Here is a 15,933-nt window from a genome sequence, read left to right on the forward strand (position 1 = left end):
TATTAACTAAGTGTTCAAAATGTTCTAAGTGAACATACGCCCGAAAAGGCTATATAATAGAACTACATAAAGCTGGGATACATACCGATATAAAAGAAAGAGAGACAGGTGTAATGATGAAGAAACAATCCATTGCTGATTTAAGGCGTTTATTTGAAAATGGAGAATTAAAGGAAGAGAAAATAAAGGAATTAAAAACAGATGAACGAAAAGGTGTACAAAGTCTAGTTAAAGCTTACGAGAAACAAAGACAAAAAGAACAGGAGCTAGAGAAAAAGTTTAGCGAAATGTCCCAATTTGAACACCGTGCCATTCAGTTAGGGAAGAAGTTTGTTGCTGGTGTGGATGAAGCGGGAAGAGGTCCGTTAGCTGGTCCTGTAGTTGCTGCTGCAGTGATTTTACCGGATGATTTTAAACTGCTGGGTTTAAATGATTCGAAACAATTAAATGAGGCTGCGAGAGAAAACTATTTCACTATTATAAAAAACAAGGCTATTAGTTATGGAGTTGCAGTAATTGATAGTCAAACCATCGATAGAATCAATATATTTGAAGCTACAAAATTAGCGATGAGGGGGGCCATCCAAAAACTCCATGTTCTTCCCAATCATGTGTTAATTGACGCGGTACAATTAACAGACCTTCCCTGTACATCGGAATCCATTATTAAAGGCGATTCTAAAAGCATATCCATTGCTGCAGCGAGTATACTGGCGAAAGTAACTCGTGACCATATCATGAGAGAGATACATATGGAATTTCCTGAATACGATTTTGCAGCAAATATGGGATATGGAACAAAGCATCATATGAAAAAACTGGAAGAACTTGGTGCAACTCCTTATCACCGGAAGACATTTGCACCAGTAAGAAATGTGTTGGAGAAAAAGGAGGGGGCTACAACTGAATATTTATAGGACTGGAGGAGGACAACTTTTTAAGACGTCCTCTATTTCATCAACACTTAATCAAGGACAGATTATCAAAGGCCAGGTAGCCAAGCTATATCCTGAAAATAAGGCACTCATTCAGTTAAATAATCAAACATTAATCGCAAAATTGGAAGCACCTTTAGTTATTGGCGGGAAATATCATTTTCAAGTACAGTTAAAGAATAATGTCTTATATTTAAAGGTAATTGGAGAAAAACTTAAAAATCAATCTAAGTTGGATGCATCCGTTCTTTTACAACACTTAGGATTAAAAGCCAATCAGGCAAATCGTGTATTTGTCCAACAATTGATGAGGGAAGGCGTTCCTTTTGAACAGCATCAGCTTGCCAGTGCTATACCATTACTGCATCAACATAAAAATGATGAAAAGGTTCAAGATGTATTAAAAGAATTAATTAACCGCAATTTGCCAATTACAGAAAGATTATTTCAAGCTTTTCTTTCGTATAAGACTTCGAACCAATCGGAATTAATGTGGAACCTGTTAAACCAGTTAGAGCAAAATGGTGACGATAATCCGTTATATGATCATTTAAGAAATACAGTAGCACCTGCTCTTTCAGAAAAAGAGGCTTTGGTCAAGCATATTATGTCAGACATTGGTAGGAATTCACAGCAGTTTTTTCAAATTTTAAAAACTTCACAGCTAGTGGATTCAAATGTAGATTTTAATGAATGGAAATCACAGTGGGAAGTATTTTCTCAATCAAATAAACATTCGATGCCACTGCCATTTAGATTAGATTCTGGAGATATGCGGGAATTATTGGAGACTATGAGCAAAAATAGAGGATTACTGCTAGAACAGGCGGAACCCCTTTTACAAAATTGGGGAGTAAAATTACAAACAGCGATAAACAGAAATGAGTCGTTGAATCATAATGATTTTATCTCATTTAAAAAGCAGTTATCTACTTTAATAGAGATGCTAAATCAAAATAAAGAAATGAAGATTAACAATCATCCAAGCTCTTTGCATGAAGCATTCCGTCTCTTACAAACATTAAGTACGGATGAAGTATATAAAGTGATTCAATCTAGACTAGCTTCGATAAAACATGATCATGGATTTATAAACATGGGGCCGAAAGATCAGTTATTGCAGCAATTTAACCAGTTTTTTACGGTTACCGGACTGGACTATGAATACAGAATACATCACCAAATGGAACAAGAACAAACCATTAAAGGTCTGCTATTACAACTTATAGCAAATAACGACGGTTCATACCATGATCATGCAGCAAAATTACTCCATTTTATGAATGGCATGCAATTAAATACAGTGACTGAAATGGATAATTTTGTACATGCCAATTTTCAAATACCTGGGGAAAGGTTAGGGCTGAAAAGTGATTTGAATCTTGAAATGGAGAGCAGAAAAACAAAAGATGGGGAAATTAGTCCTGATTTTTGTCGGATTTATTTTTATTTAGAACTTGCTAACTTAAAAGAAACGATGATTGATATGAATATTCAACAACGAAACGTCACCTTAACCATCTATAATAATACAGAATCATTAAAAAATCAGACCCTTTCATTACAACCTTTATTAAAGTCTGGTTTGGAAAAATTGAACTATCATCTGACAGCAATCTCTTTTAAACCAATTCCATCCGAGACAAATAACGATTACCCTTTAAAAGACAAGAAGCTATTTCAATCTTCTTATCAAGGAGTTGACTATCGAATATGACCAATATGCAAAAGAAAGCCGCTGCTCTAAAATATGATTTGGAAAAGAATGCTGCACCAGTCCTGTCTGCATCTGGAAAAGGCTTGATTGCTGAAGAAATCATAGAAAGGGCAACGAAAAATAATATTCCAATATTGGAGGATCCCTCCTTAGTTGAATTGCTTGCAAAATTAAATATAAATGAGACAATCCCAGCTGAATTATACGAGGCGGTTGCTGAGGTATTTGCGTTTATTTACCGAACAGACCAAAGTTTAGAGAAAAAAATATGACAATTTTGTGATTAATATTAGATAGTTTTTCTTGTTAAATGCTTATTTTTCTAATACAATGAAATTGCAGTAAATTTGTTAGGAGGATGAACGATGAACATTCACGAGTACCAAGGTAAAGAAGTCTTACGTGAATTTGGTGTAAAAGTTCCTAATGGACACGTAGCATATACAGTTGATGAAGCTGTAGAAGCAGCGGAAAAGTTAGGCACTGCTGTAACCGTTGTCAAGGCACAAATTCATGCTGGAGGACGCGGTAAAGCAGGTGGTGTTAAGGTTGCAAAGAATTTGGATGAAGTACGTACATACGCCGATGAAATATTAGGAAAAACATTGGTCACTCATCAAACAGGACCAGAAGGGAAAGAAGTAAAACGCCTTCTAATTGAAGAAGGATGTGATATTAAAAAAGAATATTACATAGGTGTTGTTCTCGATCGTGCTACATCCCGTGTCGTAATGATGGCATCAGAAGAAGGTGGAACAGAGATTGAGGAAGTGGCTGCAGAAACACCAGAAAAAATCTTTAAGGAAGTAATTGACCCTGTTGTTGGACTAGCACCTTATCAAGCTCGCAGATTAGCATTTAATATCAATATTCCAGATGAGTTAGTAGGAAAAACGGTTAAATTTATGACAGGGCTATATGAGGCATTCGTAGCAAAAGATTGTTCGATTGCAGAAATTAATCCGCTAGTTACAACTGGAGATGGGGAAGTAATGGCATTGGATGCAAAGTTAAATTTCGATGATAATGCCTTATATCGTCAATCTGAGATTACGGAATTGCGTGATTTAGATGAAGAAGATGAAAAAGAAATTGAGGCTTCTAAATATGACCTGAGTTATGTTGCACTAGATGGGAATATTGGCTGTATGGTAAATGGTGCTGGTCTTGCGATGTCAACGATGGATATTATTAAATATTTTGGCGGAGAACCGGCTAACTTCCTTGATGTTGGGGGCGGTGCTACTGCTGAGAAAGTTACGGAAGCGTTTAAAATCATTTTATCCGATCCAAATGTTAAGGGCATTTTTGTAAATATTTTTGGTGGAATAATGAAGTGTGATGTTATTGCGGAAGGTGTTGTAGAAGCAACAAAACAAGTAGGATTAGAGATTCCGCTAGTTGTACGTCTAGAGGGAACTAATGTGGACTTAGGCAAGAAAATTCTAAACGAATCCGGATTAAATATCACTTCAGCAGATTCTATGGCTGATGGCGCGGAAAAAATTGTTTCTATGGTGAAATAATAACTTAGAAAGGACGGACGAAAATGGGTGTATATTTAAATAAAGACACAAAAGTAATTGTCCAAGGAATTACTGGCGGAACTGCCAGATTCCATACAAAACAAATGCTTGAATACGGCACGAAAATTGTTGGAGGCGTGACACCTAAAAAAGGTGGTACAGAAGTAGAAGGAGTACCGGTTTATAATACATTGCAAGAAGCAGTAAATCAAACTGGTGCAACGGTTTCTGTTATCTATGTTCCAGCACCATTTGCTGCTGATGCGATTATTGAAGCGGTTGATGCAGAACTGGATTTAGTTATTTGTATAACAGAACATATTCCGGTGCTTGATATGGTAAAAGTAAGACGTTATATGGAAGGAAAGAAAACAAGATTAATTGGACCAAATTGCCCAGGTGTTATCACTGCAGATGAATGTAAAGTAGGAATTATGCCTGGTTATATTCATAAAAAAGGTCATATTGGTGTTGTATCTCGTTCAGGAACCTTAACATATGAAGCCGTTCACCAATTATCTGAAGCAGGTTATGGCCAAACAACTGCTGTTGGTATTGGTGGTGACCCTGTAAATGGAACGAATTTCATCGATGTCCTTCAAGCATTTAATGAAGACCCTGAAACAGAGGCAGTAATCATGATAGGTGAAATTGGCGGTACTGCAGAGGAAGAAGCTGCAGAATGGGTGAAGGCAAATATGAACAAACCCGTTGTTGGATTTATTGGCGGTGCTACAGCTCCTCCAGGAAAACGCATGGGGCACGCTGGAGCGATCATTTCTGGGGGGAAAGGTACTGCAGCGGAAAAAATCCGTATTATGGAAGAGTCCGGAATCGCTGTTGCTGATACACCGGCCGTAATTGGTGAGACCATGATCAAAGTTCTACAGGAAAAGGGCCTCGCTGAAAAATGTAAAACCCACTAGAAAGGCGAAAGTACTCGTTTAGCGAATATTGTATAGAAAAGGCCCATTAATTTCCAAATGCAATAATCTTAGTAATGGAACCTAAGGGAGTCATCTTTTAGGTTCCATTTTTTACATTAATCTTGTCACTAGTTCTGCCCCATTTGTAAGAAAACATTTACTAAAATACAATCGAATGTGAGTTTTTCTAGTAAGATAAGAAAGTATAAATTTGCGCTTTGATGTCTAGCACCATCGCCCCGCTTTACGAGGCAACACCGAACCACCTAGCATGGCCAGGCTCAGTCCGTACGTCGCTAAACGGGCGCTTGCGCTTTTCTAAGACCTAAAAATAAGGACGTGATACTATGGAAAAGATCCGGCTCCGATTAATTCATTTAACTAGATGTCGTGGTGTAACTAGAAGAGTAATTCGAAAATTCCTCCTTTTTGACTCTACATTAACAAAGATTTATGAATTATCCCCTCTTGAGATTTCAAAAACCTTCTCGATTCCACTGAAAAACGCATCATTATTTCATTCAGATTTACATAATTTAAGTGTTAGACAGAGGTTAAAAAGGGATTTAAGCATGTATCAAAACGTCACTATAGTTGACGACAACTATCCTCCTGTGTTAAATACAATAAAAGATGCACCACTTGTATTGTATACGATGGGGGATTTTAATTTATTGAGTCATACTCAAATGCTAAGTGTGATTGGTACAAGAAATCCCTCCACTGAAGCAATAGCGAAAATGGAGTATATTGTAAAGCCATTGGTTAAAGATAACTGGTTCATTGTAAGTGGATTAGCAAAAGGTATTGACAGTTTTGCACATCATATTGCATTAAGAAATAAAGGTAAAACGGTTGCTGTCGTTGGCAGTGGGTTTCATCATATCTACCCAAAACAGAATACCTCTTTATTTCGGCAAATTGCAGAAAATGGTTTAATTATATCGGAATACCCACCAGATATTCCTCCTGCAAAATTTCATTTTCCTGAAAGAAATCGGATTATTAGCGGACTTAGCTTTGGAACGCTGGTTATTGAAGCGACGGAAAAAAGTGGTACATTAATCACGGTAGATCAGGCACTTGATCAAGGCAGGGAAGTTTATGCAGTACCTGGTTCACCATTACTACCTCAAACGAGAGGGTGTCACCGAATGATACAGGAAGGTGCGAAATTAGTTTATTCTTCAGAGGATATTCACGAAGATTGGGAAACCCTTTCAAAAATATATGGTAATGCAAAATCGTAACATGCGTAAAATATTTAATGTAAATAAAGCAAGTGATCATATAATTATAAAACGTTTATATTTATCACAAGAGGAACAGGCAGTAAACACCTGATTGGTTAAGATGTCTTTAGGTTATATCCTTATGGTCAGACAATAAGTAGGGGTGAGAGACCTCGCCATTGGTTGAGGGTTCATTTTAGTAAGTTATCGTAACAGTATGTTTGACAAATTGAATGTAACTATTTAGTATTAGTGAAGATTTCTAATTTTACAAGTTAGGGAAATTTTAGAAATGATGTATATCGCCGTAATAAAAATTTCAAGGTACCAAGTATGAGAAAAACTCTTGAATTCTTGATAAAAGCAGAATAGAATACTAAGTTTTTCTAAAAATTGTAACCTCATTCTAGGAGGATCTCACATGAAAGAATATCTAGTAATCGTAGAATCACCTGCTAAAGCGAAAACCATTGAACGATATTTAGGTAAAAAATACGAAGTAAAAGCATCTATGGGACATATCCGTGACTTGCCAAAAAGTCAGATGGGGGTAAACATAGATGAAAATTATAAACCAAAATATATAACGATACGCGGTAAAGGTGATGTATTAAAAGAACTACGTAAATCAGCCAAGAAGGCTAAAAAAGTATACCTCGCAGCCGACCCGGACCGTGAAGGGGAAGCGATTGCTTGGCATCTGGCACATATATTGGATGTTGACGAGAATTCCGAATGCCGCGTCGTTTTTAATGAAATTACAAAGGATGCGATTAAGGAATCTTTTAAGCATCCACGCACCATTGATATTGATTTAGTCGATGCCCAGCAAGCAAGGCGTATATTAGATCGTTTAGTTGGTTATAATATCAGTCCTTTATTGTGGAAAAAAGTGAAAAAAGGTTTAAGCGCAGGTCGTGTACAGTCTGTTGCTATGAAATTAATTTTGGACCGTGAAAAGGAAATTGAGAACTTTAAACCGGAAGAATACTGGTCAATCGAAGCGGAGTTTCTAAAAGAGGATGCTGTATTTGAAGGATCCTTCTATGGCATCCATGGAAAGAAACAGGAATTAAAGACAGAAAATGATGTAAAAGAAATTATAAATAAATTAGATAAGCAATTTTCTGTAGATAAAGTGACCAAAAGAGAAAGGAAAAGAAATCCAGCCCAACCATTTATTACTTCATCTCTTCAACAGGAAGCTGCAAGGAAGTTAAATTTCAGAGCAAGAAAAACGATGATGGTTGCACAACAGCTATATGAAGGGATAGATCTTGGCAAAAAGGCTGGTGGGATTACCGGTTTAATTACTTATATGCGTACAGATTCCACCAGGATTTCTGATACAGCAAAAGCAGAATCCTATGATTATATTGTTGAAAATTTCGGAGAAGAATACTTGGGTACAAGTAAACCGAAAAAAAAGAACGAGGCAGCTCAAGATGCACATGAGGCTATTCGGCCGACGTCCATTCATCGGGATCCGAAATCGCTGAAAGATGTTCTATCCAGAGACCAGTACAGGTTGTATAAATTAATATGGGAACGTTTTTTGGCGAGCCAAATGGCCCCAGCAATAATGGACACTATGACAGTTCATTTGCTGAATAATAACATTGAATTTCGAGCAACAGGTTCAAAGATTAAGTTTAAAGGGTTTATGAAAGTTTATATTGAAGGAACAGATGATAATAAAAAGGTTGAAGATAAATTACTACCCCATCTAGAAAAAGGGATGGTCGTTGATTCCAAAGAAATCATACCTAATCAGCATTTCACACAGCCACCACCAAGATTTACCGAGGCAAGATTGGTACGTACGATGGAAGAATTGGGAATTGGCAGACCGTCAACTTATGCTCCAACTTTGGATACCATACAGCGCCGTGGGTATGTTACGCTTGATAATAAACGTTTTATACCGACGGAACTTGGTACAATTGTAACGGAGCTGCTTGAAGAGTTTTTTCCAGAAATAATTGATGTGGACTTCACCGTTAAAATGGAAGGTGATTTAGATTCCATTGAAGAGGGCAAACGCAATTGGGTGACAATCATTGATGAATTTTATCAAGGTTTTCATAAACGGTTAGAAAAAGCGGAACAAGAAATGGAAAAAATAGAAATTAAAGACGAACCTGCTGGTATTGACTGTGAAGAATGTGGACATGAAATGGTGTATAAAATGGGCAGATATGGGAAGTTTTTAGCTTGTTCCAATTTCCCGGATTGCAGAAATACGAAGCCAATACTAAAAGAAATTGGTGTGAAATGTCCTAAATGTAAAGAGGGAAATGTGGTAGAACGTAAATCAAAAAAACGAAGAACTTTTTATGGCTGTGATCAATTTCCTGATTGTGATTTCGTTTCCTGGGATAAACCAATAGCCAGACCATGTCCAAAATGTGAATCTTTGCTTGTTGAAAAGAAAAATAAAAAAGGAACACAAGTACAGTGTACCAATTGTGATTATAAAGAAGAAGCTCAAAATTAACCCATGGCTGCTTACCTTTAGGGGTAAGCAGCCATTTGAGGTAAGGTTTCTTTCAAAGTTTATTTTAACTAAAGGCTGCTTTCTAAAGGATTGTTGCCTTTTAAAGTAAAATTTTATTTACGCATTTTATATAGGCTGCAAATATATTTAGTTTGAGATAATACTACCGCTGCGAAATACACTACGCGCACCTTAGGGCGGCTGGTGAGCCTCCTCGTGCTGTCTTCTTTAGGGGTCTCACCGATGCCTCTTTTCACGCAGGAGTCTCCGTGTATTTCCTCCGCTAGTTTGGTGCTTTTGGCTTTCTAGCATGTGATTATGCTATAAAATATACTCTACCACTATTAAGATGGTGATTGCAGCGGAGGGCAGTCGACTCCTGCGGGAATAGCACGTGTCCAGACCTGAGCAGGAAGTGGTTTTCTTCCGAGGAGGCTGAGGCCGTGCCCTAAGGTCCGCAACTGCCCGGAGCGGAAATCAACATAGCACCCATCCCATCAGACATTTATTCTTAATTAAGTTAGTCAGGAGTTTATATCAATTGTGAAGGACTAGAGGGAGCTAACATATGAGAAGAGCCTTTCTTAAAAGTTGAAACGAAAATTTTTAGAAAAAAGGAATACCTTTTATTGAATTTGGTTATAAAAGTAATAGTACTTTTATTCACAAAATTTTCACTGTATCTCCTATTTATAAAAAAATGAATAATATATCGTTGACTTCTTAAATTATAATCGTTATAATTACGCATTGGTGAGGTAGTAATTGTTTAATACATAAATTAACAAATTGCGTGACAAATCAAATAATTATGCTATAATAAATTTGAGTGGCTACGATTCAGAATTTTGTTGCAATTTTGTTAAATTTATTGCATGGAAAAATTTTGTATGATATGATTTTATAGCTGGTGGGTGAAGGGGATGTTATGATGCGTCAAATCGCTGAATATTCTAAGTTATTCATGGAGTATTTGCAGATCGAAAAAAATGTTTCCCCATATACAACTAAGTTTTATCAACAGGACATTGAAATTTTTTTTGCCTTTTTAAAGCAGGAATTAGTTGAGGATTTGACAGACGTGGATTCAAGAACAGTACGATTATTTCTTACTCATCTTTATGACAAACAACTTAGCAGAAAATCAGTTTCAAGGAAAATTTCGTCTCTCAGAAGCTTTTTTAAATTTATGGAAAGACAAGAAATTGTTTCAAGTAATCCATTTATTCAAATTATGCTTCCAAAAACGGATAAACCAGTCCCTACCTTTCTATATAAAGAAGAGATAGAAAAGCTGTTCGAGGTCAGCGATACGACAGATCCACTGGGGCAACGCGACCAGGCGCTGATTGAAACCCTATATGGAACCGGTATTCGAATAAGTGAATGTCAAGGCCTAAGATTAGGGGATATTGATTTTTCAATTGGAACAATGTTTATTCGCGGTAAGGGCAACAAAGAGCGTTACGTCCCTTTTGGAAGGTTTGCTGAAATCGCTCTGGAGACCTACATAAATGAAGGTAGGGCTAAGCTGTTAGAAAAGTCCAATTCCGATACAGATGCCGTTTTTTTAAATTCAAGGGGTACTCCATTAACGGCTAGAGGAATGCGACTGATACTAAACAAGATGGTAGAAAAAGCGGCTTTAACTATACATGTTCATCCGCATAAACTGCGTCATACATTTGCTACTCATATGCTTAATGAGGGTGCAGATTTACGAATAGTACAGGAGTTGCTTGGGCATGAGAATTTATCTTCCACGCAAATTTATACACATGTAACCAAAGATTTCTTGCGTGATGTATATATGAAAAGTCATCCGCGTGCGAAAGATTAAGTGATTAGTATCGTATTTGAGGTGAAACATATGACGAATGAGATGCATGCGACAACTATATTTGCTATTCAGCATAATGGTCAGTGCGCCATGAGTGGTGATGGTCAGGTGACATTGGGAAATGCTGTAGTGATGAAACATAAAGCCAAAAAGGTAAGGCGCTTATTCAATGGTCAGGTATTGGCCGGTTTTGCCGGTTCGGTTGCTGATGCTTTTACATTGTTTGAAAAGTTTGAAGGGAAATTGCAATCTTTTAATGGTAACCTCACACGTGCTTCTGTTGAATTGGCGAAAGAATGGCGTAGTGATAAGGTTCTAAGAAAATTAGAAGCTATGCTTATCGTCATGAATAAGGAACAAATGTATTTAGTCTCAGGTACTGGAGAGGTTATTGAGCCTGATGATGGAATTCTTGCAATTGGCTCAGGTGGTAACTATGCGCTGAGCGCTGGCAGAGCTTTAGTTAGACATTCCAAGGAGTTATCTGCTAAAGAAATTGCCCAGTCAGCTTTAGAAATTGCTGGTGAAATTTGTGTATACACGAATGATCAAATTACTTTAGAAGTACTTGAATAAAAGGAGGTCTATCTAAAGCATGAGTATCAGCTATACTCCCAGACAAATAGTGGACCAATTAGATAAATATATTGTGGGACAGAAAAATGCTAAGAAGTCTGTAGCAATTGCTTTACGGAATCGATATAGAAGAATGCAATTGGATGATTCCCTGAAAGATGAAATTGTACCCAAAAATATTTTAATGATCGGCCCAACTGGTGTAGGTAAAACAGAAATTGCAAGGAGATTGGCAAAACTGGTTGGTGCTCCCTTTGTAAAAGTAGAAGCAACGAAATTCACCGAAGTTGGTTATGTTGGCCGGGATGTTGAGTCGATGATTCGAGATTTGGTTGAAATGTCCATTAGAATGGTCAAGGAAGAAAAGATGAATGAAGTTAAAGACCAAGCGGAAAAAGAGGCTAATCGAAAGCTTGTTAAACTTCTTCTCCCTCAAGCAAAAAAACAAACAAATGTAAAAAATCCTTTTGAAATGCTATTTTCAAATAATGTCACAGAAGAGGAAGACAGTGACAATGAGAAGGATGAAGAGGTAATAAGTGAAAAAAGGCGGATGGAACAAAAGCTGGCACTAGGTGAATTGGAAGACCATATGGTGACAGTGGAGATGGAAGAAGTTCCCCCATCCATGTTTGACATGTTGCAAGGTTCGGGTATGGAACATATGGGAATGAATATGCAGGATGTTTTTGGACAATTTATGCCAACGAAGAAAAAGAAGCGGAAATTACCTGTTTCAGAAGCAAGAAAAGTTTTAACCGGGCAGGAAGCACAGAAGTTAGTGGATATGGAAGAAGCTGCACAAGAAGCTATTGAACTTGCCGAACAATCTGGCATTGTTTTCATTGATGAGATTGATAAGGTGGTTGGAAAAGACAATAGTTCAGCAAATGTTTCCAGAGAAGGTGTACAGCGTGACATCTTACCAATTGTCGAAGGTTCTACCATTATGACAAAGCATGGTGCAGTAAAGACGGATCATATGCTGTTTGTCGCGGCAGGAGCTTTTCATATGGCAAAACCATCTGATTTGATTCCGGAGCTTCAAGGCCGATTTCCAATTCGAGTAGAATTAGAAAAATTATCTGTCGAAGATTTTAAACGGATTTTAACCGAACCTTCTAACGCGTTAATCAAGCAATATCAGGCCTTATTGAAAACAGAAGGTATAAATGTAGTATTTACTGACGAAGCTATAGTAAGACTGGCAGAAATTGCATATCAGGTTAATCAGGATACAGATAATATTGGAGCGAGAAGGCTTCATACTATACTGGAAAAACTACTCGAGGATTTATCATTTGAAGCACCAGACGTAACAATGGAAGAGATAAAAATCACTCCTAGTTATGTTGACGAGAAACTGAAATCTATCGCTCAAAACAAAGATTTAAGTCAATTTATACTATAATGTTTAAGAAATGAAATGGAGGATTATAATGAAACTTTTAGATCGAGCTAGAAAAATTAATGCAATGTTACAAAAAGCAACTGGGAAATCTGTAAACTTCAATGATATGTCTGCGTCATTAAGAGATGTAATTGGAGGAAATGTATACATCTTAAGCAGAAGAGGAAAATTATTAGGATTTGCAGTAAATCAGGAAATTGAAAATGATCGAATGAAACAAATGCTGGAAGAAAGACGATTTCCAGAAGAATATACACAAGGTCTTTTTAACATTCATGAAACGACTGCTAATCTGGATATAGACAGTCAATATTCTGTGTTCCCTGTGGAAAACAAAGAATTGTTCCAAGATGCTTTAACTACCGTTGTACCTATTATAGGTGGTGGAGACCGTTTAGGAACATTAATTCTTGGAAGAGTTAATAATAGCTTTAATGATGATGATTTACTCCTTGCTGAATATGGTGCAACGGTAGTAGGAATGGAAATTCTTCACGAAAAAACAGAAGAAATTGAAATGGAAGCTAGAAGTAAAGCGGTGGTGCAGATGGCCATTAGCTCTCTCTCTTACAGTGAATTAGAGGCAATTGATCACATTTTTGAAGAGTTAAATGGAAACGAAGGACTGCTTGTTGCAAGTAAAATTGCAGACAGAGTAGGTATCACTCGATCCGTTATTGTAAATGCTTTACGAAAATTAGAAAGTGCTGGTGTCATTGAATCACGTTCATTAGGAATGAAAGGTACTTATATTAAAGTGCTAAACGATAAATTCTTAGTGGAGCTTGATAAATTACGTTCCAGATAAGTAACAAACTACAGGCTATTACCAAAGTGTTTTATTTAAAAAAATCCGAACTAACTAAATTCTTCAGTTGAAGATTAAAGTTAGTTCGGATTTTTCTTTATATAGGGATGTTTCCTAAAGGGTTATTGCCCTTTGCAGAAAAACTTTATTTCGAATTTGATATAAACTTTGAACTAATGAAAATTCCCATCGTGATGCTCTCGCTTATTCTAATGATGAAAGCGTGCTTCATCTGCTCCGGGAGAATACTTACGGTTCGTGGGCACGACCTAAAGCCTAATCAAGGAAAACCGTAAGTGCGCCTCTAGTCTTCTATTAACGCTCCGTAGTAGGCTTCCTCGGCGCAAGAGAACAAAGGAGATTACTCAAGTAGTACCCGCGCTGCTAAAGTCTAGACACGAGTGATAAATGCCATCTAATGGTTGATATCCCGCATACACTGGTTGAAATGAGCTTTCTTTGTGTTGATATTTTGCACAACGGTCGACATCTGCTTCTTTATGGTCACCCGCGGAAGTCGTAATGTATTTCCTGTAGCCGTAGTATTATCCCGAATTAAACTAATTCGCATTCTATATAAATTCCATAACAACAAATTTAGCGAACAGGTATAACTTCTCTAACAGGTTATCATTATTATTAGGGTAGGGTGTTTAGTTATGTCTCAGCCTCTGTATTTTTAATGAAGTAGTTTCCAGGCTGTAAGAATACCATTTCAAGAATATGAGAAATTCAAGAATGAAAAGTGGGGGACGGGCAGCCAGCAACCCCCTGATTCGTTCGTTAACAATCAGTGTGGAATGAAACCTTGAACCGCTCCATAGTAATGGCCACAGTTTAATGAATAAGACTGACATATTCGTTTCGGTCAATTTGCTCTATTCTACGTGTATTGAAAATTTGCTGCCTGTTACAATAACGATATTTTAAAATTTACACCACACAAGCGCCACACGGGATTCCTTTATACCTTCCAAAAATTTCAGTTATTTGATTTTCGTGCAATAGGAAAATCTAACCGGTACTACCAAATAAATTTACATACATTTCGACAAAAAAACATATCAGTAACCCGATAAATAAGTTAAAATAACGGTAATGAGTCCTAAGATTGATTTTATATTAGTTCAATAGTCCTGGTTTTTAATAACTATTTTATTATATCGAACAAAGAAAATGTCGAAAATCGATAGACTTTGTCGGGGGATTAAATTAAAATATTCGTAGGCTAGATAACAATTATGTCCGTATAAGGAATAATTTTTTTTAGGAGGAATATAGGTGGATTTATTTGGAGGAACCATCCGCACTTTGGAGAACTCACTTGATTACGCATCAGCAAAAAATCGAGTTATATCCGATAATATTGCAAATATTGATACGCCTAATTATAAAGCGAAAGATGTCGAATTCAAAAATGTTTTAAATAGTGCACTTGAATCTAATGTTGAAGCAAAAAGAACGAATGCTAAACACCTTTCATTTAATTCAAATATGGATTCAGCATATCGTGTTACAACCAATAACAGTACATTATATAACCACAATGGGAACAATGTTGATGTTGATAAAGAAATGGCCGAACTAGCTAAAAATCAAATCTATTACAATGCTTTGATTGATCGTATAAATGGTAAATTCGGCAGTCTGCAGACCGTGATAAGAGGAGGTAATTAATCGTGTCCATATTTAATTCATTAAACACGAGTGCCAGTGCATTAACAGCCCAGCGACTACGTATGGACGTCGTTTCGTCAAATATAGCGAACGCACAAACAACGAGAGCGACCATAAACGAAGATGGAGAGTATGAACCATATCGCCGAAAAATGGTCGTAATGGAACCTGGTAACAAAAGTTTTCAATCCTTTCTAAAACATGCATCTGGAAATGGCGACTCATCTTCAGGAGTAAAGGTATCGGAAATTATTGAAGATGATGCACCATTTAAAGCTGAATATAATCCAAATCATCCTGATGCAGATGAAAATGGCTATGTTCAATTGCCTAATGTAGACCCTCTGCAGGAAATGGTTGATTTAATGAGTTCAACCAGATCTTATGAAGCAAACGTGACGGCGGTAAATGCAAGTAAAAGTATGCTGATGAAAGCTTTAGAAATCGGAAAATAAGAATGTAGGGAGTTTTTGACATGAATCCAATGATAAATGTAGTCGCACAAAACCCTGGTCCGCAAACCATCCAGCCTAATCCAAAGGTTACACCAGGTGAGGCGCAGCAAAACTTTTCAAATACGTTAAAAAATGCGATAGAAAATTTGAATGATGTTCAAATTGAATCAGATAAAAAAACAGCAGCCCTGGCAAAAGGGGAAATAGATGATTTACATGATGTCATGATTACAGCGCAAAAAGCGAGTGTAACATTAGAGACTACAGTGCAAATTCAGAAAAAAGTAATTGATGCATATAACGAGATTATGAGAATGCAAGTTTAATTTATAC

General features: G+C 36.8%; 14 protein-coding genes. All 14 read left to right on the forward strand.

What is annotated here, in order from left to right:
* Positions 1-113: 113 nt before the first annotated feature.
* The 14 genes from GMJ66_RS04005 to fliE all read left to right on the forward strand — a co-directional run bounded on the left by GMJ66_RS04005 (position 114) and on the right by fliE (position 15,926).
* Positions 114-917, forward strand: a complete 804-nt coding sequence (locus tag GMJ66_RS04005; protein ID WP_331279661.1) for a ribonuclease HII — start codon at positions 114-116, stop codon at positions 915-917.
* A complete protein-coding gene (locus GMJ66_RS04010) occupies positions 874-2,652 on the forward strand; it encodes a hypothetical protein (protein ID WP_156289048.1) in 1,779 nt (592 codons plus the stop codon). Before GMJ66_RS04005 ends, GMJ66_RS04010 begins: the two co-directional genes overlap by 44 nt.
* On the forward strand, positions 2,649-2,924 hold the full coding sequence (locus GMJ66_RS04015) for an EscU/YscU/HrcU family type III secretion system export apparatus switch protein (protein ID WP_156289049.1): 276 nt from the start codon (positions 2,649-2,651) through the stop codon (positions 2,922-2,924). The genes GMJ66_RS04010 and GMJ66_RS04015 overlap by 4 nt, the downstream gene beginning before the upstream one ends.
* A 93-nt stretch (positions 2,925-3,017) precedes the next feature.
* Positions 3,018-4,178, forward strand: coding sequence for an ADP-forming succinate--CoA ligase subunit beta (gene sucC / locus GMJ66_RS04020; protein WP_156289050.1), 1,161 nt, complete (start codon positions 3,018-3,020; stop codon positions 4,176-4,178).
* A gap of 23 nt (positions 4,179-4,201) precedes the next feature.
* Positions 4,202-5,104, forward strand: a complete 903-nt coding sequence (sucD, locus tag GMJ66_RS04025; RefSeq protein WP_156289051.1) for a succinate--CoA ligase subunit alpha — start codon at positions 4,202-4,204, stop codon at positions 5,102-5,104.
* Positions 5,105-5,451: 347 nt separating this feature from the next.
* Positions 5,452-6,354 (forward strand): DNA-processing protein DprA, encoded by a 903-nt coding sequence (dprA, locus tag GMJ66_RS04030; RefSeq protein ID WP_156289052.1) that lies wholly within the window; start codon positions 5,452-5,454, stop codon positions 6,352-6,354.
* 403 nt (positions 6,355-6,757) lie between these two features.
* Positions 6,758-8,833, forward strand: coding sequence for a type I DNA topoisomerase (gene topA / locus GMJ66_RS04035; RefSeq protein WP_156289053.1), 2,076 nt, complete (start codon positions 6,758-6,760; stop codon positions 8,831-8,833).
* Between the two features lie 931 nt (positions 8,834-9,764).
* The gene (gene xerC / locus GMJ66_RS04040) at positions 9,765-10,673 is read left to right on the forward strand and encodes a tyrosine recombinase XerC (protein WP_156289054.1); all 909 of its coding nucleotides are present in this window, start codon (positions 9,765-9,767) and stop codon (positions 10,671-10,673) included.
* 30 nt (positions 10,674-10,703) lie between these two features.
* Positions 10,704-11,249: an ATP-dependent protease subunit HslV gene (gene hslV / locus GMJ66_RS04045; RefSeq protein ID WP_156289055.1), complete on the forward strand. Its 546-nt coding sequence runs from the start codon at positions 10,704-10,706 to the stop codon at positions 11,247-11,249.
* A 19-nt stretch (positions 11,250-11,268) separates the two neighbouring features.
* Positions 11,269-12,660 carry an HslU--HslV peptidase ATPase subunit gene (gene hslU / locus GMJ66_RS04050; protein WP_156289056.1) on the forward strand — a complete coding sequence of 464 codons (1,392 nt, stop codon included), beginning with the start codon at positions 11,269-11,271 and terminating at the stop codon, positions 12,658-12,660.
* A 28-nt stretch (positions 12,661-12,688) separates the two neighbouring features.
* Positions 12,689-13,468 (forward strand): GTP-sensing pleiotropic transcriptional regulator CodY, encoded by a 780-nt coding sequence (codY, locus tag GMJ66_RS04055; RefSeq protein ID WP_156289057.1) that lies wholly within the window; start codon positions 12,689-12,691, stop codon positions 13,466-13,468.
* A 1,281-nt stretch (positions 13,469-14,749) separates the two neighbouring features.
* Complete coding sequence (flgB, locus tag GMJ66_RS04060) at positions 14,750-15,145, forward strand: flagellar basal body rod protein FlgB (RefSeq protein ID WP_156289058.1); 396 nt, start codon at positions 14,750-14,752, stop codon at positions 15,143-15,145.
* 2 nt (positions 15,146-15,147) lie between these two features.
* Positions 15,148-15,600, forward strand: a complete 453-nt coding sequence (gene flgC / locus GMJ66_RS04065; RefSeq protein WP_156289059.1) for a flagellar basal body rod protein FlgC — start codon at positions 15,148-15,150, stop codon at positions 15,598-15,600.
* A 29-nt stretch (positions 15,601-15,629) separates the two neighbouring features.
* Positions 15,630-15,926: a flagellar hook-basal body complex protein FliE gene (gene fliE / locus GMJ66_RS04070; protein ID WP_156289293.1), complete on the forward strand. Its 297-nt coding sequence runs from the start codon at positions 15,630-15,632 to the stop codon at positions 15,924-15,926.
* Positions 15,927-15,933: the final 7 nt, after the last annotated feature.

This window comes from Oceanobacillus salinisoli (assembly GCF_009733865.1).
GTDB lineage: Bacteria > Bacillota > Bacilli > Bacillales > Amphibacillaceae > Oceanobacillus > Oceanobacillus salinisoli.

Bases quoted from the DNA above. Each gene is read 5' to 3' on its own strand.
- GMJ66_RS04005 (WP_331279661.1), top strand. From the start codon at position 114: ATGATGAAGAAACAATCCATTGCTGATTTAAGGCGTTTATTTGAAAAT.
- GMJ66_RS04010 (WP_156289048.1), top strand. From the start codon at position 874: ATGTGTTGGAGAAAAAGGAGGGGGCTACAACTGAATATTTATAGGACT.
- GMJ66_RS04015 (WP_156289049.1), top strand. From the start codon at position 2,649: ATGACCAATATGCAAAAGAAAGCCGCTGCTCTAAAATATGATTTGGAA.
- sucC (WP_156289050.1), top strand. From the start codon at position 3,018: ATGAACATTCACGAGTACCAAGGTAAAGAAGTCTTACGTGAATTTGGT.
- sucD (WP_156289051.1), top strand. From the start codon at position 4,202: ATGGGTGTATATTTAAATAAAGACACAAAAGTAATTGTCCAAGGAATT.
- dprA (WP_156289052.1), top strand. From the start codon at position 5,452: ATGGAAAAGATCCGGCTCCGATTAATTCATTTAACTAGATGTCGTGGT.
- topA (WP_156289053.1), top strand. From the start codon at position 6,758: ATGAAAGAATATCTAGTAATCGTAGAATCACCTGCTAAAGCGAAAACC.
- xerC (WP_156289054.1), top strand. From the start codon at position 9,765: ATGCGTCAAATCGCTGAATATTCTAAGTTATTCATGGAGTATTTGCAG.
- hslV (WP_156289055.1), top strand. From the start codon at position 10,704: ATGACGAATGAGATGCATGCGACAACTATATTTGCTATTCAGCATAAT.
- hslU (WP_156289056.1), top strand. From the start codon at position 11,269: ATGAGTATCAGCTATACTCCCAGACAAATAGTGGACCAATTAGATAAA.
- codY (WP_156289057.1), top strand. From the start codon at position 12,689: ATGAAACTTTTAGATCGAGCTAGAAAAATTAATGCAATGTTACAAAAA.
- fliE (WP_156289293.1), top strand. From the start codon at position 15,630: ATGATAAATGTAGTCGCACAAAACCCTGGTCCGCAAACCATCCAGCCT.